General features: G+C 66.6%; 15 protein-coding genes and 1 tRNA gene. 8 read left to right on the top strand and 8 right to left on the bottom strand.

Annotated features, from left to right (window positions below):
- Positions 1 to 23 precede the first annotated feature (23 nt).
- The 6 genes from gspF to ATE67_RS01570 all read right to left on the bottom strand — a co-directional run bounded on the left by gspF (position 24) and on the right by ATE67_RS01570 (position 10,459).
- The gene (gspF, locus tag ATE67_RS01595; protein ID WP_058815217.1) at positions 24 to 1,241 is read right to left on the bottom strand and encodes a type II secretion system inner membrane protein GspF; all 1,218 of its coding nucleotides are present in this window, start codon (positions 1,239 to 1,241) and stop codon (positions 24 to 26) included.
- Positions 1,234 to 2,727, bottom strand: a complete 1,494-nt coding sequence (locus ATE67_RS01590; protein ID WP_058814940.1) for a GspE/PulE family protein — start codon at positions 2,725 to 2,727, stop codon at positions 1,234 to 1,236. The genes gspF and ATE67_RS01590 overlap by 8 nt, the downstream gene beginning before the upstream one ends.
- A complete protein-coding gene (gene gspD / locus ATE67_RS01585; RefSeq protein WP_058814939.1) occupies positions 2,724 to 4,931 on the bottom strand; it encodes a type II secretion system secretin GspD in 2,208 nt (735 codons plus the stop codon). Before gspD ends, ATE67_RS01590 begins: the two co-directional genes overlap by 4 nt.
- 6 nt (positions 4,932 to 4,937) lie before the next feature.
- Positions 4,938 to 5,813, bottom strand: a complete 876-nt coding sequence (locus ATE67_RS01580; protein ID WP_082660136.1) for a type II secretion system protein N — start codon at positions 5,811 to 5,813, stop codon at positions 4,938 to 4,940.
- A 172-nt stretch (positions 5,814 to 5,985) separates the two neighbouring features.
- A complete protein-coding gene (locus ATE67_RS01575) occupies positions 5,986 to 8,748 on the bottom strand; it encodes a TonB-dependent receptor domain-containing protein (protein WP_058814938.1) in 2,763 nt (920 codons plus the stop codon).
- Positions 8,749 to 8,833: 85 nt separating this feature from the next.
- Entirely contained in the window at positions 8,834 to 10,459 is a 1,626-nt protein-coding gene (locus tag ATE67_RS01570) for a hypothetical protein (RefSeq protein WP_058814937.1), read from the bottom strand.
- 315 nt (positions 10,460 to 10,774) lie between these two features.
- Here ATE67_RS01570 and ATE67_RS01565 point away from each other — a divergent pair.
- Positions 10,775 to 10,861 (top strand) — tRNA-Leu (locus ATE67_RS01565).
- 114 nt (positions 10,862 to 10,975) lie between these two features.
- On the opposite strand, the gene ATE67_RS01560 is transcribed toward ATE67_RS01565, so the two are convergent.
- The gene (locus tag ATE67_RS01560; RefSeq protein WP_058815215.1) at positions 10,976 to 12,559 is read right to left on the bottom strand and encodes an N-acyl-D-amino-acid deacylase family protein; all 1,584 of its coding nucleotides are present in this window, start codon (positions 12,557 to 12,559) and stop codon (positions 10,976 to 10,978) included.
- Between the two features lie 230 nt (positions 12,560 to 12,789).
- Between ATE67_RS01560 and ATE67_RS01555 the strand changes: the two genes are divergently transcribed.
- The 7 genes from ATE67_RS01555 to dacB all read left to right on the top strand — a co-directional run bounded on the left by ATE67_RS01555 (position 12,790) and on the right by dacB (position 21,063).
- Entirely contained in the window at positions 12,790 to 13,674 is an 885-nt protein-coding gene (locus tag ATE67_RS01555) for a LysR family transcriptional regulator (protein WP_058814936.1), read from the top strand.
- Positions 13,675 to 13,769: 95 nt separating this feature from the next.
- Positions 13,770 to 14,801, top strand: coding sequence for an N-acetyltransferase DgcN (dgcN, locus tag ATE67_RS01550; protein WP_058814935.1), 1,032 nt, complete (start codon positions 13,770 to 13,772; stop codon positions 14,799 to 14,801).
- Between the two features lie 10 nt (positions 14,802 to 14,811).
- Entirely contained in the window at positions 14,812 to 15,804 is a 993-nt protein-coding gene (dgcA, locus tag ATE67_RS01545) for an N-acetyl-D-Glu racemase DgcA (protein ID WP_058814934.1), read from the top strand.
- 25 nt (positions 15,805 to 15,829) lie between these two features.
- Positions 15,830 to 17,068 carry a dicarboxylate/amino acid:cation symporter gene (locus ATE67_RS01540; protein ID WP_058814933.1) on the top strand — a complete coding sequence of 413 codons (1,239 nt, stop codon included), beginning with the start codon at positions 15,830 to 15,832 and terminating at the stop codon, positions 17,066 to 17,068.
- A complete protein-coding gene (locus ATE67_RS01535) occupies positions 17,065 to 18,561 on the top strand; it encodes a hypothetical protein (protein WP_058814932.1) in 1,497 nt (498 codons plus the stop codon). The genes ATE67_RS01540 and ATE67_RS01535 overlap by 4 nt, the downstream gene beginning before the upstream one ends.
- Positions 18,558 to 19,580, top strand: coding sequence for a serine hydrolase domain-containing protein (locus ATE67_RS01530; RefSeq protein ID WP_058814931.1), 1,023 nt, complete (start codon positions 18,558 to 18,560; stop codon positions 19,578 to 19,580). Before ATE67_RS01535 ends, ATE67_RS01530 begins: the two co-directional genes overlap by 4 nt.
- A 1-nt stretch (position 19,581) precedes the next feature.
- Positions 19,582 to 21,063 carry a D-alanyl-D-alanine carboxypeptidase/D-alanyl-D-alanine endopeptidase gene (dacB, locus tag ATE67_RS01525; protein ID WP_058814930.1) on the top strand — a complete coding sequence of 494 codons (1,482 nt, stop codon included), beginning with the start codon at positions 19,582 to 19,584 and terminating at the stop codon, positions 21,061 to 21,063.
- Here dacB and ATE67_RS01520 read toward each other — a convergent pair.
- Positions 21,044 to 23,443: a penicillin acylase family protein gene (locus tag ATE67_RS01520; protein WP_058814929.1), complete on the bottom strand. Its 2,400-nt coding sequence runs from the start codon at positions 23,441 to 23,443 to the stop codon at positions 21,044 to 21,046. The genes dacB and ATE67_RS01520 overlap by 20 nt on opposite strands.
- Positions 23,444 to 23,621 lie beyond the last annotated feature (178 nt).

Below are 23,621 nucleotides of genomic sequence, written 5' to 3'. Positions count from 1 at the left end.
GATTAACTTCATCAGCGACATTTTCATAGTCCGGCAAGGTTCTGCAACTGGAGGATCGGCAGCAGGATGGCGAGGATGATGAGGGCGACGCACGACCCCATAACGACAATTATGACAGGTTCGAGTAAGGCCATCGACGCGGCGGTGAAGCGGTCGAACTCGCGCTCGAGATAGTCGGCGGCGCGCTCCAGCATCTGCTCGAGCCGCCCCGCGCTTTCGCCGCTCGCGGTCATATAGACCAGCAGCGGCGGAAAGACGCCGGCGTCGCGGAGCGCTGCCGACAGGCTGCCCCCTGCGCGCACCTGGTCGACGATGCTGGCGGTCGCCGCGGCAAGCGCAGCGTTGCGGATCGTCGGCACGGTCAGCCGCAGCCCCTCGACCAGCGGCAGCCGGCTCGACACCATCGTCGACAGCGTGCGCGCGAAGCGGGCGGCATGGAGATCGCGGAGCAACCGGCCGAAAAGCGGCAGGCGAAGCAGCCGAGCATCGACCGCGGCCTTGAAATCGGGGCGGCGCATCGCCGTGACCCAGCCGAATATCGCGGCGGCGATCAGCAAGGCGATCAGCCACCACCAGCTCGCGGCAAAACTTGAAATCGCGATGACCGCGCGGGTCAGGAATGGCAGTTGCTGGCCGACATCGGTGAACTGCTCGACAACGCGCGGCACGACAAAGATCATCAACGCCGCCACGACCCCGATTGCGACGATCGCAAGCACGACCGGATAGGCGAGCGCCGCGATCAGCTTGCCGCGCACCTCGGCTTGGCGTTCGAGCAGGTCGGCGAGGCGCGCGAGGATCGTCGTCAGGCTGCCCGTCGTCTCGCCCGCCGCGACCATCGCGCGATAGAGCGGCGGGAAGCTGCCCGGCTGGCGCCCCATCGCGTCGGCGAGGCGGCGCCCTTCGAGCAGGCCGGCGTGGACGTCGGCGATCACCGCTCGTGCGCTTTCGGCCTCGCTCTGGCGGGTCAGCGTGCGCAGCGCCTCTTCGAGGGGCGCGACTTCGACGAGCGTCGCGAGCTGACGCGTGAAGAGCGCCAGCTCCTTATGGCCCAGCCTGCCCTTGCGAAACGCGAGCAGCGAGCGGCTGGCGACGGGCTTGCTCCCCGCCTCTTCGACCGCGACGATATGGAATTTGCGGCGAACGAGGTCAGCGCGGGCGGCATCGTCGTTGGCGGCGGTCAGCCGCCCCTTGCGCTCGCGGCCCTGGGGATCAATCGCCACATAGCGATAGTCAGGCATCGACATCCTCGCGCCGCGCGATGCGGATCGCTTCCTCGGGCGTCGTCAGCCCCTTGGCGACCATCGTGCGGGCCGCGCTGGCGAGGGTCGGCGCCTTCAGAAAGGCGTGCTTCGCGATCATCGCCTCGTCGCCGCCGGCATAGATGTAGCGGCGCACGGTCTCGTCGACCTTGATCGCCTCGAACACCCCAATGCGCCCCTTGAAGCCGGTGCCGCCGCACTGGTCGCACCCCTTAGGGCGCCAGATGACTGTGCCGATGTCGAGCCCGAGCATGGCGGCGACGCTGTTGTCGGCCTGCACCGGCTCGCGGCAATGGTCGCAGAGCTTGCGGACAAGCCGCTGCGCCAGCACCGCGCGCAGGGTGGAGGCGAGTAGGAAGGGCTCGACCTTCAGATCCTTGAGGCGCGTGATCGCACCGACCGCGTCGTTGGTGTGGACGGTCGACAGCACGAGGTGGCCGGTCAGCGACGCCTGTACCGCGATATCGGCGGTCTCGCGGTCGCGGATTTCGCCGACCATCACGACGTCGGGGTCCTGGCGCAGGATCGCGCGCAGCCCCGCGGCAAAATCGAGCCCGACCTTGTTGTTGACCTGCGTCTGTCCGACCCCGTCGACGGCATATTCGACCGGATCCTCGACCGTCAGGATATTGCGCTGGCCGTCGTTGAGCTGCTTGAGCGCCGCATAGAGCGTCGTCGTCTTGCCCGATCCGGTCGGCCCTGTGACGAGGATGATGCCATTGGGCTCGGCCAGCGCCTCGCGCAAGATCCGGTCGGCCTCGCCCGCCAGGCCGAGCACGTCGAAATCGATCCCTGCCGTCTCCTTGTCGAGGATACGCATCACGACGCGCTCGCCCGCCCGGCTCGGCAGGGTCGAGACGCGGACGTCGACCGCCTTGCCCGCCAGCGTCAGCGCGATCCGCCCGTCCTGCGGCACGCGGCGCTCGGCAATGTCGAGGCGCGCCATGACCTTGATGCGGCTGACGACGACCGGCGCGACGTGCGGCGGCATCCGCAGATGTTCGCGCAGCACGCCGTCGGTGCGCATGCGCACGACAAGCCCGCTTTCATAGGGTTCGATATGGATGTCGCTGACCCCCTGCCGCACCGCTTCGGCGATGATCGCATTGATCAGCCGGATCGCGGGCGCATCGTCGGCGCTGTCGAGCAGATCCTCGGCGCTGGGGATGCCGAGTTCGAGGTCGCTGCCGCCCACCGTGCCCGCCATCGCGGCGGCCGAGGCGTCGACGGCATAATGGTCGGAGAGCAGCCGGTCGAAATCGGCGGCGTTTGCCGTGGCGACGCGGATCGGCGCCGCGAGATAGCGCTTCACCTCGATCAGCACCGCAGGATCGCTGCCCTCCCGCAAGGTGGCGAGCCAGCGTCCCTCGCCGTCCTGCGCGATGACGACGCCGTGGCTTCGCGCGAATCCATAGGGAATATCGACCGGCGCCGGGGGAGGCGCCGCCGGTTCGATGTCGGTCACGGATAGTCTCCGGGCGGGGGTGCGGGCGCTTGCGACACCGAAGGGGGCACGTCGGTGCTGATCACCTTGCCGTCGGGGCCGCGCAGTTCGGGCAGGTTGACGGGGCCGACGGTGATATCGGCGGCGGTCGCTTCGGTCGGAACCGGCGGCACGGCGCCCAGATAGTCGCGCACCAGCGTGTCGATCGCGGGCTCTTCGTCGGGGTTCCGCTGCAACTGGAAGTCGCGGATATAGCCATAGCGGCGCGCGGTGAGCGCGGCATTATCCTCACGATTGCGCAGAACCGTCGGACGGATAAAGACCATCAGGTTGGTCTTCGAGCGGCTGCGGCTGCGCGACTTGAACAATTCGCCGATCAGCGGAATGTCGCTGAGCAGCGGGATACGCTCGATCGTCTTGCGCTCATCGTCGTTGAGCAGGCCGCCGATCGCCAGAATCTCGCCGTCATCGACGGTCAGCACCGTCTCGAAAGAGCGCTTGTTGAGGATCAGGTCGCTGTTGCGCGACGATACGGGGCCGGCGACGCTCGACACTTCCTGCCGCAGAAACAGCTTCACCTCGCCCGCGCCATTGACCTGCGGCGTCACCTCCAGCTTGATCCCGACCTCTTCGCGCTGGACCGTGCGGAAGGCGTTGTCGAAATTGTCCGAAAGCGCCTCGCCCGTCGTGATTGGTACTTCCTGCCCCACGAGGAATTTCGCGGCCTGATTGTCGAGGGTGACGATGTGCGGCGTTGCGAGCAGGTTCGAGGTCGTGTCCGACTTCACCGCATTGATGATCGCGCCGAAGATGGTGTTCTTGCCGATATCGCCAGCAAAACCCGCAAAGCCACCGGTCGCCGTGAGGAGCGATGCCGCAGCCGCTTCCTGCAGACTGTTGCCGAGCGCGCTGTTTGTTTGAGTGACCGTCGTGTTGCCGTTGACCGTGGTCGTCTCCTGCGACAGCCGGTTCGCCGCATAGGCGCCGCCCAGCGTGAAGATGTTCGGCTGGGCATTGCTGTAATTGGTCGCGACGAATGGGATATTCTTGCCGCCGAGCAGGAACTGGACGCCGAGGCGCTTCGCCGCATCGTCGCCGATTTCGACGACGATGGCCTCGACAAGCACCTGTTGCCGCCGGCTGTCGAGCTGGCGGATCAACTCCCCGAGCATCCGCTGCACATCGCTGTTCGCGGCGACGATGATCGCGTTCGCGCCCTCGTAGCGCGTGACGATCGCGGGGCCGCGCGTCGCGATGCTGCCGCCCGAGCCGCTGACCGAGGTCGAGGTGGTGGCTGCCGGTGCCGATGGCGCCGGCGCGCTGCCCGTCGAGGCAGAAGACGAAGAAGTCGCCGGAGGCAGCCCCGCCTTCTGCGCCGGATCGCTGCCGCCGCCGACGAGTTGCTGCAAGGTCGGCAGCAATGTCTCGGCATTGGCATGTTCCAGCCAATAGACGCGCAGTTCGGTCCCGCCGGCTGCTTTCGCATCGAGGTCGTTCGCCATCGACGCAAACCGCGCGACGAGCGCCTGGTCGCCGCGCAGCGCGATCGCGTTGCTGCTGTCGATCGGCACGATTGCCAGCGGCGCGCGCGCGCCCTCGCCCGCCGCCGGGACAAGCGCGGTGAGCGCGGCGGCGATCTCACGCGCGCCGGCATTTTTGAGCGTAACGATCTGGCTGGTCGAACTGTCGCGGTCGATGCTCGCCGCCAGCGAACGGATGCGGCGGATATTGTCGGCGAAATCGGCGACGACCAGGCTGTTCGCGTTGCGGTTGGCGGTCAGCGAACCCTGCGGGCTGACCAGCGGGCGCAGGGTTTCGACCGCGGCGACAGCGTCGATATGTTTCAAGCGGATGATTTCGGTGACGAACTGGTTCTGCGCCGCGCCGCCGCTGCCGATGCGGCCCGGCTGTGCCGCGGCGCCATCGATCGGCTGGACGCGGTAGCTGCCGTTCGGCCCCGGCACCGCGACGAGGCCGTTCGAACGCAACGTCGACAGGAAGATTTCGAAATACTCGCTCCGCGACAGCGGCCGGTCGGTGACGACCGACACCTTGCCGTTGACGCGGCCGTCGATCACGAAAGTGCGCCCGGTGATCCGCGCCGCGTCCTGGATGAAGGCGCGGATATCGGCGTCGCGCACGTTCAGCGTATATTGCGCGAGCGCAGGGACAGGCGTGGCAGAAACGAGCGCGGCGGCAAGCATCAAGGAGAGTTTGAAGCGCATGGATCTCTATTGTTTGGACAGGAAGATGGCGACCGGGACGACGCTGGCGCCGCGCTCGACCTCGAGCGAGAGGCGTGCGCCCGGCGCGAGCTGATTGGCGAGCGCGGCGGCATCGGCCGCCGAGCCGATCGGCCGGCCGCCGACCGATCGGATGACGTCCCCGGGGCGCAGGCCCGCGGCGCGGAAAGCGCCGCCGTCGCCCTGCGGCTGGACGACCAGCCCTGTGACCTTGCCATTCTCGGTGCGCGGCGCGAAGCCGACGCCGGCCTTGATCGCGGCAGGCGAAAGTTCGCCACCCGCGGGTGTTGATCCGACCTCGGGGGTAGGCGCAGGCAGCGGCGTGGCCGCATTCGGCGCGGCAACAGGCGCGTCGCTGCTCTGGTCCAGGAACAGGCTCTCACGGGCGCCGCCGCGGTCGAGCAGCACATGGTCGAAGGCGACACCGACAAGCTTCAGCCCCGGCGCGACCTCGTCGCCGACCGCATAGCTGTTTTGCACCCCGTCTTCGCCCGCGATGATAGCAGAGCCGCCGCCGGTCGCTTCGTTGATGTTGATGCCGAACAGCGTGAGGCCGGCGGACGTCACCGTCGCATTCGCAGGCCCGGCTGCGCTTGAGCGGAAGAAGGGGTCCAGGCTGGAAAAGAGCGCGCGGCGTTCGGCCGGCGATGCGATCACCGCGGTCTGCGGCTGCCAGGCGCCGAGCGGCGACAGGGGCACGACCAGCGCCCAGAGCAATCGCACCGCCTGCCACACCAGCAGGGCTCCGAGCAGGCCGACCAGCAGCAGCGGCCAGATTTCCCGCGGCGAGCCCCCCCGGACGCGCAACCACGACGGGAGCGCGCGTGGCAACCGAACGGCCGATCCGGACATCAGCGTCGCCATGAAATCGTCCTGTCCCCCTTAACTGAAACCCGTCTCGCGAATCGCCTAGAGGCGAACGGTGACAATCAGTTGACGGGAAGATTACAGTTTTTTGTCAGAGGGGCGAGTCCGCCCTGCACGGCTCGTCGCAGTCGCCACCCCGGCCAAAACCGGGGTAGCGCGCAAGGGACGCCTAAAACTTCAACGTGCCGCCCAGCGAAAAAGTCGTGCCGGTCTTATAGAGGTTATAGTAGATGATGTTGTCGCCGTTCTGCTGCAGTTCCTTGTACTTCGTACCGAAAATGTTGCGGGCCTCGAACTTCAGCTCCAGCTCCTTGCCGAACATCGAGACGCCCTGCCGCGCGACGAAATCGACCTGGATGCTGGGGCGTTCGAAGATATCGGGCTGACCAGACGGACCGCGACGCGTGATACGATCCGAGGCATAGGAGACCAGTATCGTCTGCTGCGACAGTCTCTCCGTGTCCTCGAGGCCGAATTCGACGTTCACCAGATGATCCGACTGGCCGGTCAACGGCGCACCGTCGCGGAAGAATTGGCTGGCCAACGTCGCGCCGGTGAACGGAAAAGCCTGAACCGGGTCATCGGCGGCGACCTTAAGCTTGGACTTTGAATAGGTGTAATTGCCGATGAACACGCCGCGGCGGGTCGCGAAAAAGCCATCGCCCCAGCCGCTGAGCTCGAAGAATTTTTGGACCTCGAACTCGGCGCCATAGAGCGTCGCTTCCGGCGCATTGGCGAACCGCGTCGTCACGCTGTTGCCGTCCGAGCTGGCGTAGGTTTCGATCGGATTTTTGATCTTCTTCCAAAAGCCGCCGATCGACACGCGCTGTTCGGGCGCGAAATACCATTCGAAGCGCCCTTCGGCGTTATAGAGCTGGCTGTCGACGAGTTGCGGGTTGCCCTGGAAGGTCCGGTTGGTGTCCGGATCATAATAGGTCTGGAACACCAGCTCGCGGAACTGCGGCCGGGCGATCGTTTTTGATGCGCTGAGGCGCACCTGCATCTGCGGCTGCAGCTCGTAGGTGAGCGTCGCGGCGGGCAGGAAATAGTCGCGGTTGAGGCTGGTCGGGGGCGGCAGCGTCGGGCTGACGTTATAGACCTGCACCGCGCTGACGCGTTGCACAGCGGTTTCATAGCGAACACCAGCGTTGATGTTCAACCCGTCGAGCAGGTCGGCCTGCAGCTGGAAATACGCCGCATGATTGCGCAGGATCGCCTCGAAAGTCGGGTTCGAACCGGTGCTGTCGACAAGGCTGATACCCGTCGGGCTGGGGTTCGCCGGGCAATTGGGATCGGTCGGCGGGTTGAGCGGCGGGAAACAGATCACCGCCTGCGACAGCAACTGGTCAGGGCGCAGAATCGAAATGGCCAACGGGATATTGTTGTTGCCCTGAAACAGAAAATCGCGGCGTTCGGTGACGCGGTTGGTATCGGCATAGGCATAGCCATAGACCGCCTTCACCGTTGGCGAGAGCTCGTAGGTGAAGTCGACGCCCGCCGAATAGAGATTCTCGTTGAGCTCCGAAAAGGCGATCGTCGCGCTGCCCGGACGCTGGCCCGTGTTCAGCGTGTTCGTATAGAATTGGCCGAAGGGATCGGTCGCGCTGTTTGAGCGGCTGTAGAGAAAGCTCAGTTCAAACGGCGCTTCGCGCCGCGAATTGGCATAGCTTGCGCGCACGTCAACGCTGAGGTCGTCGAAGGGCTGGAATTCGCCGACGAACTGGGTGTTGAACAGCTGACGCGCGAACCAGGCGGTGTCCTGATACAGGAAGCTGACACCGGGGTTCGAATCCGCGGTCAGCGGGCGGTCTTCGGCGCCGAGACGCGCCTGCTTGATCGTGTCGCGGATATAGAGATTGGTCCAGCGCACCTTGTTTTCGCCGAATTCGGCGCTGAGACCGATCAGCCCGTTCACCACGACGCGATTGTCGGTGATCACGCGGTTGACGTTGGTGTTGAGCGACGACAGATCGAGCGCGTTCGCGGTTTGCTGCGTTACGTCGCGCGTGCGCCAGCGGCTGGTATAGCCCGCCGTCGCAATCAGGCCGACTTCGGTGCTGCCAAGCGTCCAGGATTTGCCGCCGGTAACATTGGCACCCCAATTGACCGGCATATTGTCGTTGCGCTGGACGATCGCATTGCGGCCGGTGACGAATTGGCCGGCGATCGCCTGCTGGTTGACGCTCGGGTCGTTGATGCGAAGCCCCGACGCGCGCCAAGCCTTGTACGCGGACGGCAGATTGCGTTCGCCGTCGCCAAAGCCGGTCCAGTCGGTGCTCGACCCATAATAGGTATAGCCAAGCTGGCCCGTCGTTTCGGAATTGCCGCCGATGCTGCCGCCGACCTGCAGAAAGGCGTCGCGCGGAACGGCCTTGGTCGTGAGGTTGATCACGCCGCCGCCGAATTCACCGGGGAAGTTTGCCGAATAGCTCTTCTGCACCAGCGACGAGGCGATGATGCTGCTCGGAAAGATGTCGAGGGGAACGACGCGCTTCAGCGGCTCCGGGCTCGGCAGCGGCGAGCCGTTGAGCAGCGCGAGCGAATAGCGGTCGCCAAGGCCGCGGACATAGACGAAGCCGTTGCCGACGACGCTAAGCCCGGTGACGCGACCGAGGGCGCCGGCGATATTGCCTTCGCCCGTCCGCGCGATGTCGGCAGCGCCGAGGACCGAGACGACCTGCGGCGCGGTGCGTTCGATATTGGCGTTGCGGCGGCCGGTGACGACGATCTCGCCGCCGGGGATCGAGACGTCGGTGTCGTCATCGGCCGGCGCTTCGTCGGTCGCCGCCTCGGCAGGCGTGTCGGCGGCCGGATCGGCCGCGGGCGGCGCCGCGGTTTCCGCGGCGGGGTCCGATTGCGCCATCGCCGGGGCGGGCGCGACGAGCGCCGTGGTGATCAAAAAAAGGCTGGCGAGCCGGATCGGCTTGGACATGACAGTCACCCCTCAGAAACTCATAAAAATGCGGGAAAGGGAGGGCGCGGCCTGGACCGCCCCCTCCCCTCCAAGAGCCGAAGCCTCAGGTGGTCGGGATCGCGGTGCACAGGCCCGAGTTGGTCGTACCGAAGTTCGCCGTCGCGCTGTTGCACGTCCAACCCTGATACCAGGTGTCGCTCGCGCCGCTGACCGCGCCGATGTAGGTTACTGCGTCGAAGAAGCCCGCCCGCGTCAGCGCAAAGCCGTTGAACGTCGTACCGTTCAGCGTCGACACGTTGAACGGCGTAACCGCTGTTTCGGTCGCGCCGTTGACGAAGACGTTGGTCAGCGTCGGCGTATAGGCGTCGTTGTTACCGTTGGTGCCGGTGCCGAAAATCGCCTGGACGTCGCCCGCGGTGACGCCGTTGCTGCCGATATATTTCGTCGCGCCGCACTGCATGAGGACCGAGCGGAAGAGCGGAGCGCCAAATTCGTCGACCGCCGCATCCTGCGTTCCCGACGCCGTCTGGGTGCGGCTGATGCGGAGGCACGAGTTGTTCGGGCTGACGACGACCGAGTTGTAGAGGCCATAGTCCGTGCCGCCGCGCAGCAGGAAGGTCGCCTGGTTCGACGAGCTGTTGGTCGAATTCTGCACGAAGACATAGTTCGACACGCGGGTGTTCTGGCGCGGGGTGTTGCCATCGCGGTCGTTGTCGGTGTCGGCTTCGATCATCGAGTCGCCGACGTTCGGACGCTGGACAAGGATGCCGTACTGGAAGTTCGCTTTCGCACCGACGTCGGTGTCGAGATTATCGTCTTCGGCCCCGACCGAAATAAAGTGCTTCACATGCGTGTTGCCGCCGAACACCTCAATCGCGTCGTCCGAGCTGTTGTACGACTGGACATGGTCGATCTGCGTCGCCGAGCCCACGCCCTGAAGCGTCAGCGATTGCAGCTCGCTGTTGCCCGAGAGAATGTAGCCCGAGAAGCGGATCTGGACATAGCTGATCGTGCCGCTGTTGTCGGTGTTGAGCTCGCCGCCATAGAGCGCCGGGTCGACCGCGCCTTCGGTCTGGCGTTCGCAGGCGTTGGTGCCCGGGGCCGCTGCGGTGGCGGCACAATCGGTGATCCGGCCCCGGCCGCTCAGCACGACGCCGCCCCACTGGCCCGACGAATTTTCGGTGTTCAGGCCCTGGATGTTGTCGCGGCTGGTGAAGATGATTGGGCGCGTGGCGGTGCCGACGGCCGAAATGCGGTTGCCGCGGTTGACGTTAATCCATGACGGACCCGATTCACCGTAGAGGATGACGCCCGGTTCGATCGTCAGGACGACGTCGGTCGGATCGGTCGTTTCCTCGGTCGGCCCCTGGTCGAAGCCCACGTCGACGCGGCCGTTGATGCGATAGACGAGCCCGGCGATTTTCGGCAGCGTCGAGCTGGCGGTGAAGCGCGCCGGCAGCGTGCAGACGCGAAAGCTGCCGACCGAGGCGTTGGCGATCGTGCCGCTGTCGGTGAGCGTGCCGCCGCCAACGGTCGGACAGCCGGCGGCCGGGGTCACCGACACGGGGGTCGGCGTCGGAGTCGGGGTGGGAGTCGGGGTCGGCGTCGGGTTGATGATGATAGGACCGCCGGTGCCCGGCGACGCGATATCGTCGGCGCCGCAGGCTGCGAGGGTAGAACAGGCCACGCTGGTGAGCATGACCAAACGAACGCGCGCAAAAGCCGCCATGATATCTCCGTTCCCGGTGTGCGCCTGCGGCGCGATGAAAAAACAGGCCGTGAACGAGTGAAGAGTCGCCGTCTCGCCCCCGGTGACGCCGCCACTAGGGTGATTCGATGACGGTCTGACGCCAGAGCGATGACATTTGGGTGACGCTTTCGCGTCGGTTCGGTGACATCGGCGAATAGCGCAGCGGAAGCCCGGACGCGGTCGCTTCGCAGGCGTAAGAAATAAAAGCCGAGAAGCTCGCTTGCATCGCCCGAAAAGCTTTGCTAGGCGCCCGCTCCTACCTGGTGCCGGACCCGATCCGGACCATCATGATGTGCGGTCGTGGCGGAACTGGTAGACGCGCAACGTTGAGGTCGTTGTGGCCGAAAGGCCGTGGAAGTTCGAGTCTTCTCGACCGCACCATTTAGCCCGATCATGGCTTATCCCGATCATCTGGGAGCGATCCGGCAGGCTTCGGCCGGGCCGCCGCAACGTCGTTGACGGCCGTGCTCGATCGGCAAGGCACGGGTCCGAACCTTAACCGCCCTTAATTGCGCACTCCCGCGGCGGCGGCCGGAGCAGCGCGCGGCCGGCGGCGGCGCCCGTCGTCCGGCCGTCATCGACGGCGAGCACCCCGTTGACGAACAGCTTACGCACCCCAGCGCTTAGTTCGCGCGGGTTCACATAGTGGGCGCGGGGTCTGTATTCGATGGGGTCAAATACCAGCACGTCGGCGTAGTAACCCGAACGCAGATAACCGCGCCCGTCGAGCTTGTAGATGTCGGCGGTGCGCCCCGTCGACTGGCGGACAAAGGTCGCAAGATCGATGACCTGCCTTTCGCGGACATAGCGCAGATATTTCTCCGGAAAGGTCGCGAACATGCGCGGATGGCCGTCCGATCCGTCGGACGACGTCACCATCCAAGGCTGCTGCATCAGCAGGTCGACATCGGCCTGCGCCATGTTGAACGAGGCGACCGAGGTGCCGCCGCCGCGCTCGCCCAGGCCTTTCGCCTGGACGCTCTGGCGGATGATGCGCAGCGCCGCGTCGCGGCTGTCGACTTTCCACTCCGCCGCGACCTGCTCGAGGGTTTGGCCGGTCCACGGAAAGCCTTGCGCGATCAGCAGCAGCGCTCCAGCTCCGCCGCGCCGGCGCAGATTGTCCTGCATTTCGGCGCGGATCCGGGCAAGCGTCGCCGGTTCGTCCAGTCGCTTCAACAGCGCTGGCCCGCCGCCATCGACCGCCCAACGCGGCAGCAGCGCCGCGTCGAGGTTCGATCCCGAAGCGAGCCACGGATATTGGTCGGCAGTCACATCGACCCCCTCGGCGCGCGCGGCGTCGATCGCCGCGATCACCGCGCCCGCCTGACCGTGGACATCGACGCCGAGCGCCTTCAGATGCGCGAAATGCACGGGCATGCCGGCCTGCCGCCCGATCTCGATCGCCTCCCGCACCGAGCCGAGCAGGCCGATGCTGTAGGTTGATTCATCACGCTGGTGCGTGTCGTAGAGCCCGCCGCGAATCGCCGCTTCGCGCGCCACGGCTACGACTTCGCCGGTTTTCGCAAAGCTTTGCGGCGCGTAAAAGAGTCCGGTCGACAGACCCAGCGCGCCCTCGCACATGCCCTTCGCGACGAGCGCCCTCATCCGGTCGAGTTCCGCCGCATCGGGTGCGCGGGCGTCCTGCCCGAGGACGCGCTGCCGCACCGGCCCGAAGCCGACGAAGAAGGCGACATTGGTCCCGACGCCCGAGGTCTGAAGCTGGGCGGCATCCTCGGCGACATCGGGCGTGCCGGCGCCATCGACTCCGATCATCACCGTACTGACGCCCTGGTTGAGCCATGCCGCGTTGACGCGGACCGCCTTGTCGGGCGAGCGCAGAAAGCCGTCGGCATGGGTGTGCGGGTCGATGAAACCTGGCGCAACGATCAGACCGGTCGCGTCGATCACGCGATCCGCGGCATAGCCGCCTGCCGGGCCGACATAGACGATCCGGTCGCCGCGGATCGCGACGTCACCAACGAAGGGCTTGGAGTCGCTGCCGTCATAAATCATCCCGCCGCGTATGACGACATCGACCGCCTCGTCGGCCTTCGCCGATGCGCCCGAAACGCAGAGCATCGCGGCGGCGGCCGAGAACGCGGCCATCGTGCGGGCGATACGAAGCGAGGCTAGCGGCATGTCATGACCTTTCGGCGGATGCGTCCCGCAACGAGATGTCCCGAACAGGCGCCGCGCGTCCAGCGAGCGTTGTTGCACCCCCTATAACCCGATGGCATAGAGAAGGAGCCGCCGCCGGGCAATCCGTTGAATGGCGACGCCGGCGCAGTCTTCACAGGGACAAGAACGCGATGAATCTGCGCCAGATCGAGGTCTTCCACGCGGTGTTCCTGCACGGCACGGTCAGCGCCGCCGCGCGCTCGCTCAACGTGTCGCAGCCGTCGGTGACGAAAGTCCTGCGCCACGCCGAACGCTCGATCGGCCTCACCCTGTTTGAACGCTCGAAGGGCCGGCTGATCCCGACACAGGACGCGCATACGTTGTTCGCCGAGGTATCGGACATTCAGGACCGCGTGCGATCGCTGCGGCAGGCGTGCCAGAATCTGCGTCACGGCCGCGGCGGCCTGCTGCGCATCTCGGCGCTTCCCTCGCTCGGCCTCGGCGCGGTGCCCGAGGCGGTGTCGCGCTTTCTCGTCGACCATGACGATGTGATGTTCGACCTCCAGACGCTGCATCACGACGAAATGGTACGCAAACTCTATGAGCATGAGACCGACATCGCGATCAGTTTCGAGGTGCCGCTGTCCGCGCCCGTCGCGCATCAGGTCATCGGCGAGGGCGAGTTGGTCGTCATCTATCGCGAAGAGGATATGCCCGGCGCGCCGCCGCGATTGCATCTCGACGAGCTCTGCGGCCACAAATTCATCAGTCCCATCCAGGGCGGCCCGATTGGCCGAATGCTGTCGAGCGAGCTCAGCCGGCTGGAAGTCGTGCTCGATGAAGTCGTATCGGCGCGAACCTATTATGTCGCGGCGGCACTGGTGAATGCCGGGGTCGGCATGGCCATCGTGGACAATTTCACTGCCCATGCGGCGCTGCCGCCCGGCGTATCCAGCCGGCCGCTCCAGCCCGCGATCACCTTCGACATCAACGCCGTCTATCTTCAGAACCGGCCGCCGTCGAAAACCGCGTCGGCCTTTCTCGCGACGCTTGCCACGGTGCTGGAAGGATTATAGCGTCAGGCTATAGGATATATGGCGCTAGATATTGGGGCGCCGCGCCCGGCGAGAGTAGGGTCGGCGCTTCCGTCATCCGCAGGTTGCCCTGATCCATGATCGAAACGCCTTATCTTCTCTACCTCGGCCATTCGACCGACCCCGCCGACATCAAGACCTCGCGCGGACTCGCCGTGTTCCGGCCCGACATCTGCATCGGCGAATATCGTCATGACGATTGCCCGCTGACGCTCGACCTGCCGCGCATGGATTTCGCCGCGGCGCATGCGGCGGGCGCGCGGACGCTGGTGCTCGGCATCGCCAACGCCGGGGGCAAGCTCGGCGAGGCGCTGATCGTCGACGCGCTCGCGGCGTTGGAGGCGGGGCTCGACATCGCATCGGGGCTGCACCACCGGCTCAACGCCGAACCGCGGCTGGTCGAGGCCGCGGCGCGGCTGGGGCGACGGCTGCACGACGTACGCGACCCGCGGCCCGACATTCCGATCGGCAACGGCAAGAAACGCGCCGGCAAGCGCCTCCTTACCGTCGGCACCGATTGCTCGGTCGGCAAGATGTACACGACGCTCTGCCTGGCCAGCGCGCTTAAAAAGCGCGGCGTGGCCGCCGATTTCCGCGCAACCGGGCAGACCGGGATCTTGGTCGCGGGCGACGGCGTGCCGCTCGACGCGGTGGTCGCCGACTTCATTTCGGGCGCGATCGAGCAGGTGTCACCCGCGCGCGACGACGGCGGCTGGGATCTGATCGAGGGGCAGGGCTCGCTCTACCATCCCTCCTTCGCCGGCGTGTCGATGGGCTTGCTCCACGGTGCGCAGCCCGACGCGCTGGTGATCTGCCACGACCCGGTGCGCCCGCATATGCGCGGCCTGCCGCACTATCCGCTGCCGGGCATCGCGCAGACGATAGAGGCCAATCTGACCGCCGCGCGGCTCACCAATGCCGATGTCCGCGTCGTCGGCATCGCGCTCAACACCTCGGCGATGACAGAGGACGAGGCGAAGGCAATCTGCGCGAGCATCGAGGCCGAGTTCGGGCTGCCAACGAGCGACCCCTACCGCTTCGGGGTCGAGGCAATCCTCGACCGGCTGCTGGATGTCGATGCGACGGCGCAAACGGCCGTCACCGCCTGACCCGAGCGATATGCCCCGTACCCTGACCGTTGCCGGCGAGATACTGCCGCTGCACACCCCGTTCCGCATCTCGCGCGGGGTCAAGACGGCCGCGCAGGTGGTGACCGTCGCGATTGCGCAGGACGGGGGCACCGGGCGCGGTGAATGCGTTCCCTACCCGCGCTATGGCGAGAACGCTGAGAGCACCATCTTGACAATCGAAGCGGCGCGCGGCGCGATCGAGCGAGGCGCCACGCGGCAGGAGCTTTTGCAGCTGATGCCCGCCGGGGCCGCACGCAACGCCGTCGATTGCGCGCTGTGGGATCTCGAGCTGAGGCTTGCGGCAACCGATATCGCGACCGCGCTGGGCCTCGAAACGCCGCTGCGCCCGATCGTCACCGCGATGACCGTCAGCCTCGACGCGCCCGACCGCATGGCGGCCGCGGCGGCCGCGCTCGCCGACGCGCCGCTGCTGAAGGTCAAGGTCGATCGGAGCGATCCCGCCGCGCAGATCCGCGCCGTCCGCGCCGCCGCCCCGAAACCTAAGATGATCGTCGATCCCAACGAGAGCTGGACGATCGCCGAAGTCAGCGACCTGCAAGGGCTGTTGACCGACCTTCGCATCGACCTGCTCGAACAGCCGCTTCCCGCCGACGCCGACAGCGACCTGATCGGTTTCCGGTCGGCGATTCCGATCGCAGCCGACGAGGCGGCGCACGTGGCGGACGATCTGGAAAGCCTGCCCGACGGCTATGGCGTGGTGAACATCAAGCTCGACAAGACGGGCGGACTGACCGCCGCGCTGGAACTCGCGGAGGCGGCGCGGGCCCGCGGGCTGCGGGTGATGACCGGCTGCATGATCTGTTCATCGCTGTCGATCGCGCCGGCCTGGGCCATTGCGGCGCAGAGCAGCTTCGTCGATCTTGACGGGCCGCTCTGGCTTGCAGAGGATCGCGCGGGCGGGGTTCGGGCGGACAACGGCATCCTGATGCCCCCGCAGCCCGGCTTCTGGGGCGGCATGTGACGTAATCGATCGGGTAAGGGGGCGGATGACAGGCTTGCTTCGACGCTGGTTCGCGGTGCCGCTGTGGCAAAGGGTGCTCGGCGCGATGGCGATCGGCGTGCTGCTCGGCCTCGTCTGGCCCGCCGCGACCGATGCGATCGCCGTCGTCGGCGAACTCTTCGTCCGCCTGATCCGGATGCTCGTCGTGCCGATCGTGTTCATCAGCATCGCCTCGGGCGTCACCGCACTCGCCGACCCGCGAAAGCTGGGCTCGGTCGGCGCGCGGACGGTCGCCCTGTTCGCCGCGACGACTTTCTGCGCGGTGTCGATCGGCATGATCGTCGGCCTGCTGCTCGAACCCGGCCAGGGCGCCGCGCTCGGCAGCGCCGCGCCGCATGCACTCGGCGAGCCCAAGTCGCTGCACGACCAACTGGTCGGCATCGTGCCGCTCAATATCGTCGAAGCGCTGGTCGCGGGCGACATGCTCGCGATCATCTTCTTCTCGATCCTGTTCGGCTTCGGCGTCATCCTCGCCGGTGAACAGGGCCGCCCGATGGCCGACCTGCTGCAATCGGCGGGGCATGTCCTGTTCCAGCTGGTGCGGATCGTCATGGAAATCACGCCCTTCGGCGTCCTGGCGCTGATTGCGAAAGCGGTCGCCGACAATGGCGTCGCCGTGTTCGCCAACATCGGCTGGCTGGCGGTCGGGGTCGCGGCGGGCGTGGTCCTGCAGATATTGCTGGTTCACGTGCCGCTGCTCGCCTTCGTCGCCAAACAGCCGGTGTTGCGCTTCTACCGCAAGATCGTCGATGCGCTGGCAGTGGCCTTCTCGACCGCATCGTCGGCGGCAACCCTACCCGTCGCGCTGCGCATTGCGCTCGAAGATCTTCACATCGCCCCCGGCGTCGCCAAGACCGTCCTGCCGATCGGCGCGAGCATCGGGAAGGACGGCACCGCCATGTATGTCGGGCTGCTCAGCATATTCGCGCTGCAAGCCGTCGGCGTCGAACCCGACCTGCCGATGCTGGCAATCGTCCTGCTCACCGGCGCGCTCGCCGCCTTCGGCACCGCGCCGATCCCGTCGGCTTCGCTCTTCATGCTCGCCGCCGTGCTGTCGGCGGTCGGCGTGTCGCCTGAACAAACGGCACTCGTTGTCGGCTTCATCCTGCCCTTTGACCGGCTGCTCGACATGACGCGCACCGTGGCGAGCGCGAGCGCAAACCTGACGGTCACGAGCACCGTGGCGCGTTGGGAAAAGGCGATCGAACCCGAGGCTCAGGCGTGACCGCCATCGCCGTCGATGCGGGAGCGGTCCCGGCCGAAGCCCCCGTGAAGCCGTCGACGCGCCGCCTGCTCGGCCTCTACCTGCTGCTCGGCTTTTCGGCCGGCCTGCCCTTTTACATGTTCAACGCCGTGCTGACGCTGCGCCTGTCGCGGCACGGCGTCGATATCGTGATCATCGGCTTTTTCGCATGGATCGCGCTACTGCCGACGTTCAAATTCGCCTGGGCGCCGCTGGTCGAGCGCTATGACATCCCCGGATTTGCACGCTTCTGGGGGCGGCGGCGCGGTTGGATCATGTTGTCGCAGCTTGGAATCTTCCTCTCCATGGTCGCGATGGCCTTTACCTCGAGCGACAAGAGCCTGCCGCTGACCGCCTTATTCGCCATCCTGCTCGCGTTCTGGACCACGACGCTCGAGGTCGCAGCCGACGGCTGGCGCATCGAGCTTGCGCCGACCCAGGCCGAACAGGCGCCGCTCGTCGCCGCGAACCTGTGGGGCTATCGCAGCGCGATGGTGGCGGCGGGCAGCGGCGCGATACTGGTGGCGGCTTGGTCCGATTGGACGATCGCCTATCTGGTCATCGCGGTCGCCGCCTTCCTCCCCTTCCCAATCCTCGTGGCGATGCGGCCCGAGCACGAGGGTGCGCGCCGCGCGCGTGCGCTGGTGAAGGGAATCCTCGCCAGCCTCGTCATCCTGTTTGCCGTCGCGCTCGTGACCGCAGCGGTGGGTTGGGCGCTGCTATCGGTCGCACAGGGCGCGGGCATTTCCGCCAGGACCAACGTGACCCCCGTCGTTCTCGCCATTGCGCTGCTGCCTTTCGCCGCGCTGGCGCTCGCCCTCCCCCGCATCAACCGCCTGCCCGCGGATGCGTCCGCGCGCATGTCGACCTTCGCAGCCCCCTATGTCGAGTTGTTCTGGCGCTACGGCTATGCCGTCCTCGCCGTGCTGGCGTTCGTTTCGCTATACCGCATGGGCGATGTGCTCGCGCTGACCCTGTCGCACCCGCTGTGGAACGATGCGGGCTACAGTCTGCACCAGATCGGCGTCGCCGATGGCGTCGTCGCGCTGTCGGCGAGCATGGCGGGCGTCGCGCTCGGCGGCTGGCTGTCGACGCGGCTATCGCTCGGTTGGACGCTAGGGATCGGCGCGGTGACCGCGGCGCTCGGCAACTGGATCTATGTCTGGCTGTGGCACAGCGAGCCTTCGGCTTTCGTCCTCTACACCTCGGTCGCCGTCGATCAGTTCGGCAACGGCTACGCGGGCGCGGTCTTCGTCGTCTATCTGTCGATGCTGGTCAGCCCCAAATATCCCGGCGCACAATATGCGCTGCTCTCGGGCTTCGCCTTCCTGCTGCCGCGCCTGCTCGCGGGCGCGTCGGGATCGATGCAGACTGAGATCGGCTATGACGGCTTCTTCCTGCTATCGGGTGCATTGAGCTTTGCCGCGATCCTGCTGTTACCTGTCATCGTGCGCGTGAAGGCGCGGCTGACATGACGATCGAAGCTGTCTGCGAAGCGGGCTTCGCCCCAGCGTTGGATGCGGTCGAAAGCAGCCGCATTCCCGGCGCGGCGCTAGGTGTAATCGACGCCCAGGGGGCAAGTGCCGTGCGCTTCGCCGGCATGGCCGCGCTCGTCCCCGAGCGTGAGGCGCTGACGCGCGAGCACTGGTTCGACCTCGCTTCGCTCAGCAAGGTCATCGCGACGACCGTGATGATCCTGACGCTCGCCGAACAGGGCCGCCTCGACCTCGACCGCCCGCTGACCGACGCAATTCCCGATCTCCGCCAATATGACGTCGCGAACGCCGCCGAGCGCAGGCTAACCTTCCGCGACTGCCTGATGCATCGGACCTTCCTGCCCGCGGTAGAGCCCATCTATACCTATGGCGACGATCCGGCGCGGCTGCGCGCCTTCGTGCTGCAACGCGAATGGCGGCACGGGCCGCCGGTCTATTCGGACATCAATTTCATCCTGCTCGGCATCGCGATCGAGCGCCTCACCGGCGCACCGCTGTCGGATTGGCCACTCGGCGAAGGGCTCGGCTTCGGCCCGCCGCCCGGCCCCGCGGTCGCCACCGAACATTGCAGCTGGCGGGGGCGCGTGATGAAGGGCGAGGTCCATGACGAAAACGCCTTCGCGCTAGGCGGCGCCGCGGGCCATGCGGGGCTGTTCGGCACCGTCGAGGGCGTCCTCGGCTTCACGCGCGCGCTGATGGCGGGCGAAATTCTCTCGCCCGCCATGCTCGCCGAAATCCGAACCGCGGGCGACCGCCATCGCACCTGCGGCTGGGAGCGCGCCTTTACCGGATGGCACGGCGGCGACACCTGCTCGGCCAATACCATCGGCCATACGGGCTTCACCGGAACCGGCCTCTGGATCGATTTCGAGCGCGGCCTTGCCTGGACGTTGCTCACCAACCGGGTCCACCCGACCCGCCACGCCGACAGCGGCATCGCGACTCTCCGCCCCGCCGTGGGCGAGCGGGTCATTTCAGCTTGGGACGAACGGACATAATATGACCCCATCGATTGCACGCTTCACTTTCGCATCGGCTCTCGCCCTGTCGCTTTCGTTGACGACGGCCGGCGCCCAAACGACCCCGGCGGCGCCATCGCCGCAGACAATCGTCGAACAGAAGCTCGCCGAAGGGCCGGCAGGATCGCGCTTCGGCGTGCTCGTCACGACGCTCGACGGTAAAATCCTCGTGTCGATCGCCCCCGACCAGCGCTTCATCCCGGCCTCGAACACCAAGATGTTCACGACCGCGATCGCCTATGCCGAACTGCCCATGCTCCAGCGCACCGCGAAGGGCGCGGGGGTGCGGCTGGAAGAACGCGCGGGCGGCGTTGCCGATGTCGTACTGCACGGCCGCGGCGACGCGGTGCTGTCGAGCGCCGACGACTGCAAGACCGACTGCCTTCAGACACTCGCCGACGCGGTCGCCGCGAAGACGCGCCATGTCCGCAACATCGTCGGCGACGACAGCTGGTTTCCCGACGAGCGCTGGAGCCCGGGGATGAGCTGGAACAATATCCAGTCGCGCTATGGCACCGGCGTTTCGGCGTTGACGCTCGACGATAATGAGCTGGTGATGACGCTGACGCCCGGAGCGGTCGGCACGAAGCCCGCTCTTCAGGCATCGGGCTATTATATCGTCGAAAATCTGGTCGCGACCGTCGCAGGCAAGGCGGAGAATATCGAGGCCTTCCGTATGCCGAACAGCCGCGCGCTGCGTCTGACCGGCACGGTCGGCGCAGAGGCCGGGCCACTGACCCTTCGCTATGGCATCGACGATCCGGCCCATTATTCGGCATGGCGTCTCGGCGAATTGCTGAAGGCACGCGGCGTCCGCGTCGATGGCGCGATCGAGGTGCGCCACCGCCCGCTGACCGCCGCCGACGATCCCAGGAACCGCAACGGGGGCCCGGTCGTTCTGCCCGCCGAGCCCGCGATGCTCGCCGAGCTGCCCGCGCCGTCGCTCGCCGAGAATATGGTGCGGATCAACAAGGAGAGCCAGAATCTCCACACCGAGCTGATGCTGCGGCGCGTGTCGCGCAACGCTGGCAGCGGCTCGATCGCCGACGGGCAGGCGGTGATGCGCAGGGTCATGACTGAGGCGGGGCTGCCCGCCACAGGCTATTTCTTCGCCGACGGGTCGGGCATGTCGAGCTACAACCGCATCAGCCCGCGCGCCGCGGTCGGGCTGCTCAGCTGGATCGCGCGCCAGCCATGGGGCACGGATTGGCGCACAACGCTGCCGATCGCCGGGCGCGACGGCACGCTCCAGAACCGCTTCAAGGGCACCATCCTCGAGGGCAAGCTGTTCGCGAAGACCGGGACGCTCAACGCCTCGCGCGCGCTGTCGGGCTATTTCATCGCGCGCAGCGGCCAGACCCTGGTCTTCTCGGCGCTGGCGAACGACATGCCCGAGGACACCGACGCCCAGGCAAGCGCCGCGGTGGACCGCGCACTCGTTGCTATTGCCGAAATGCTCTAGGCTTCGGGGTCAAAACGGTGTGGGCTACGGCATGCCGATCCACCGCCGCGTTGCTGAACCACAAAGGCTGCATCGTCCCCGCGAGCCATAGGGGATAGAAGTCCCGGTAGCGCGGCGAGCGCGGATCGGCCGACTGTCCGGGCAGCAGCAGGAAGCGGCTGTTGTCCCATGCGCCGACGTCGGCGACGAACAAATAGCTTGCGCCGTGCGAGACGTTGAAGCTGCGCCGCGCGTTGAAACCGCGCGCCATCGGCGTCTGGCCGTCGCCGCCCGAGCGCCCGCCCTCGATCTTTGGAAAGGCGGCCGCGATCGCACGATTGGACGCCGCAAGCGGATGCTCGATCGCGACACGGTGCAGGTCGCCCCATTGCCAGCCCGCCGGATCGGGACCCCCGAGCGTGATCGCCCGGTTCCAGCCCGCGACCAGCGCGCGGTCGATCATTGCGTCGCGCTCGGCAACCGGATCCTCGCCCAGACGATTGTCGGGCGACGCCAGGATACGCAACATTTCGGACAGGTTGACCGACGAAATCAGGTCCTTTGCGCCCGCTGGGACAATCCGCTCGCGAAAGTCCGCCGATAGCGCGAGCATCACCATTTCATAGAGCAGCGCCGCGGCGCTGTCGGCCTCGATCCCGCAGTCCCAGCGCCGCAGCAGCGCGACCGCCTTGGCGGCCTCGGCCGTGGGCGCGCTCGGAAGCAGCTTGAGCAAGGCGCGCGCCGGCAGCGACTGGACGTCGTGCTGCAACGCGATGCTGTCGGCGATCCGGTGTTTCGGTTGCGCGCGCAGCACTTCGGCGCAGCGGTCATAGCGAAAGGAATCGCTCCAGCTGAAGCTGATGATCCGCTCGCGATAGGGATAGCCCGCGGGCAGGTTCATCTGGTTCGCCGAGGCGAACCAGCCTTCGGGCGGGTTATAGACGTGCGGCATATCCTCGACCGGCAGGATGCCCGTCCAGTCGAAATCGCCGTCGCCGGGTGCCGGAAACAAGCCGTCGTGCTTGGGCCGCCGCGGCACGAAACCGATCGTCTGCCAGCCGGTGTTGCCGTCAATATCGGCATAATGGAAGTTGGTCGGCGAGACATGCAGCTTGAACGCCTGGCGCAGCGACGCCCAATCCTTCGACAGGTTGATCGCAATCATCGCAAAGCGCGAATTCGCGCCCGGCAACATGCTGGCCGTCGCAAAGGCGACCGCGCGGTTTCGCGCCGCATCCTGTGAGACGATCGGACGTCCCCCGGCATAGCGCAGCGTAACGCGCTCGGGCGGCGCGCCCTTGACCGCAATCTCGTCCTCGAAAATCTCGAACGCCTTCCATTCGCCCTGGTGCCAATAGCGGGCGGGGTCGCCCTCCTTCGTGCGCAGGATGAACAGGTCGGTCTGATCGATATGGAAATTGGTGCGACCGAAGGCGAAGCGGTCGGTGTGGCCCTGCATGATCCCGGGCAGCCCCGGCGAACCCGCCCCGATGACGTCCAGCCCCGGCGCGGTCAGATGCACCATATGCCGCGGGCTCGCACGTCCGATGCCCAGATGCGGGTCGTTGGCCAGGATCGGCCGCCCCGTGGCCGTCCGCGACCCGGCAACCGTCCACGCGTTGCTGCCCAGCGCAAAGCGATCGCTCGTCCGCGTTTCGGGGTCGAAGCGCGCCTCCTGCACCGGATCGAAATCGAGCGGACGGTTCGCGGGGTCCAGCACCCCGAGATCGGCCTCGCTGACCGCCGCGACGTCAAGGCCTTCGGGCACGGTAAAGGACCAGGCGGGGCGCAGCGGGATCATCAACTGCTCGGCCTCGAGCAATCCCCGCGCCTGAAGCTGGGCGCGGCGTATCTCGTCGTCGGCGTCGCCCATGCCGATGCCGCGATTGCGGACCAGATCGCGCACATCCCAGCGCAGCGGGCTGATCCCGAGGATGCCATATTCGAGCGGCAGCTGCGATGGTTCGGCGGCCAGCTCGTCGATCCGGGCATTGACCCCGGCGACATAGCCGCGCGCGCAATCGAGCACATCGGGCGGCATCGCGGCCAGTTCGGCGTCGATGTCGCCGCGATACAGGAACAGCCGCGCCGCCTTGTCCGCGGCGACGAAACGCGGGCCGAACGCCTCGGCCATCCGCCCCATGTCCCGGCGCTGCTCCATGTCGATCTGGAACAGTCGGTCGCGCGCAACCAGATAGCCCTGCCCGAAATAGGCATCGTGCAGCGAGGCGGCGCGGACGTGCGGAACGCCGAGTTCGTCCTCGATCACCTCGATCGGCGCCCGGGCGCCCGCCAGGCCGATCTTGCGCGTGCCGCCCTTGATCCGCGGTTTTGCCCAAAGCTCCCCCGGCGTCGCGACAAGTGCGGCGGAAGCCAGCAAGAACGCACGGCGCTGGATCAACGGCCCCTCCCCCCAAATGGATAACGACAGCAAAAGCAGACCCTATCCCAGCAACATACCCGCAGGCCATAACAAGCGAACCGCCCCCTATAACTGCAAGCTATCCGGCTTCGGCCATGCTTCACGCTACCCATTCCCTTGGGCTATATGTCCATATCGCGAGGTTAGCAGCGAAGCT

It is taken from the genome of Sphingopyxis sp. H050 (genome assembly GCF_001468265.1).
Taxonomy (GTDB): domain Bacteria; phylum Pseudomonadota; class Alphaproteobacteria; order Sphingomonadales; family Sphingomonadaceae; genus Sphingopyxis.
This window is presented reverse-complemented; position numbering and strand designations above follow the sequence as displayed.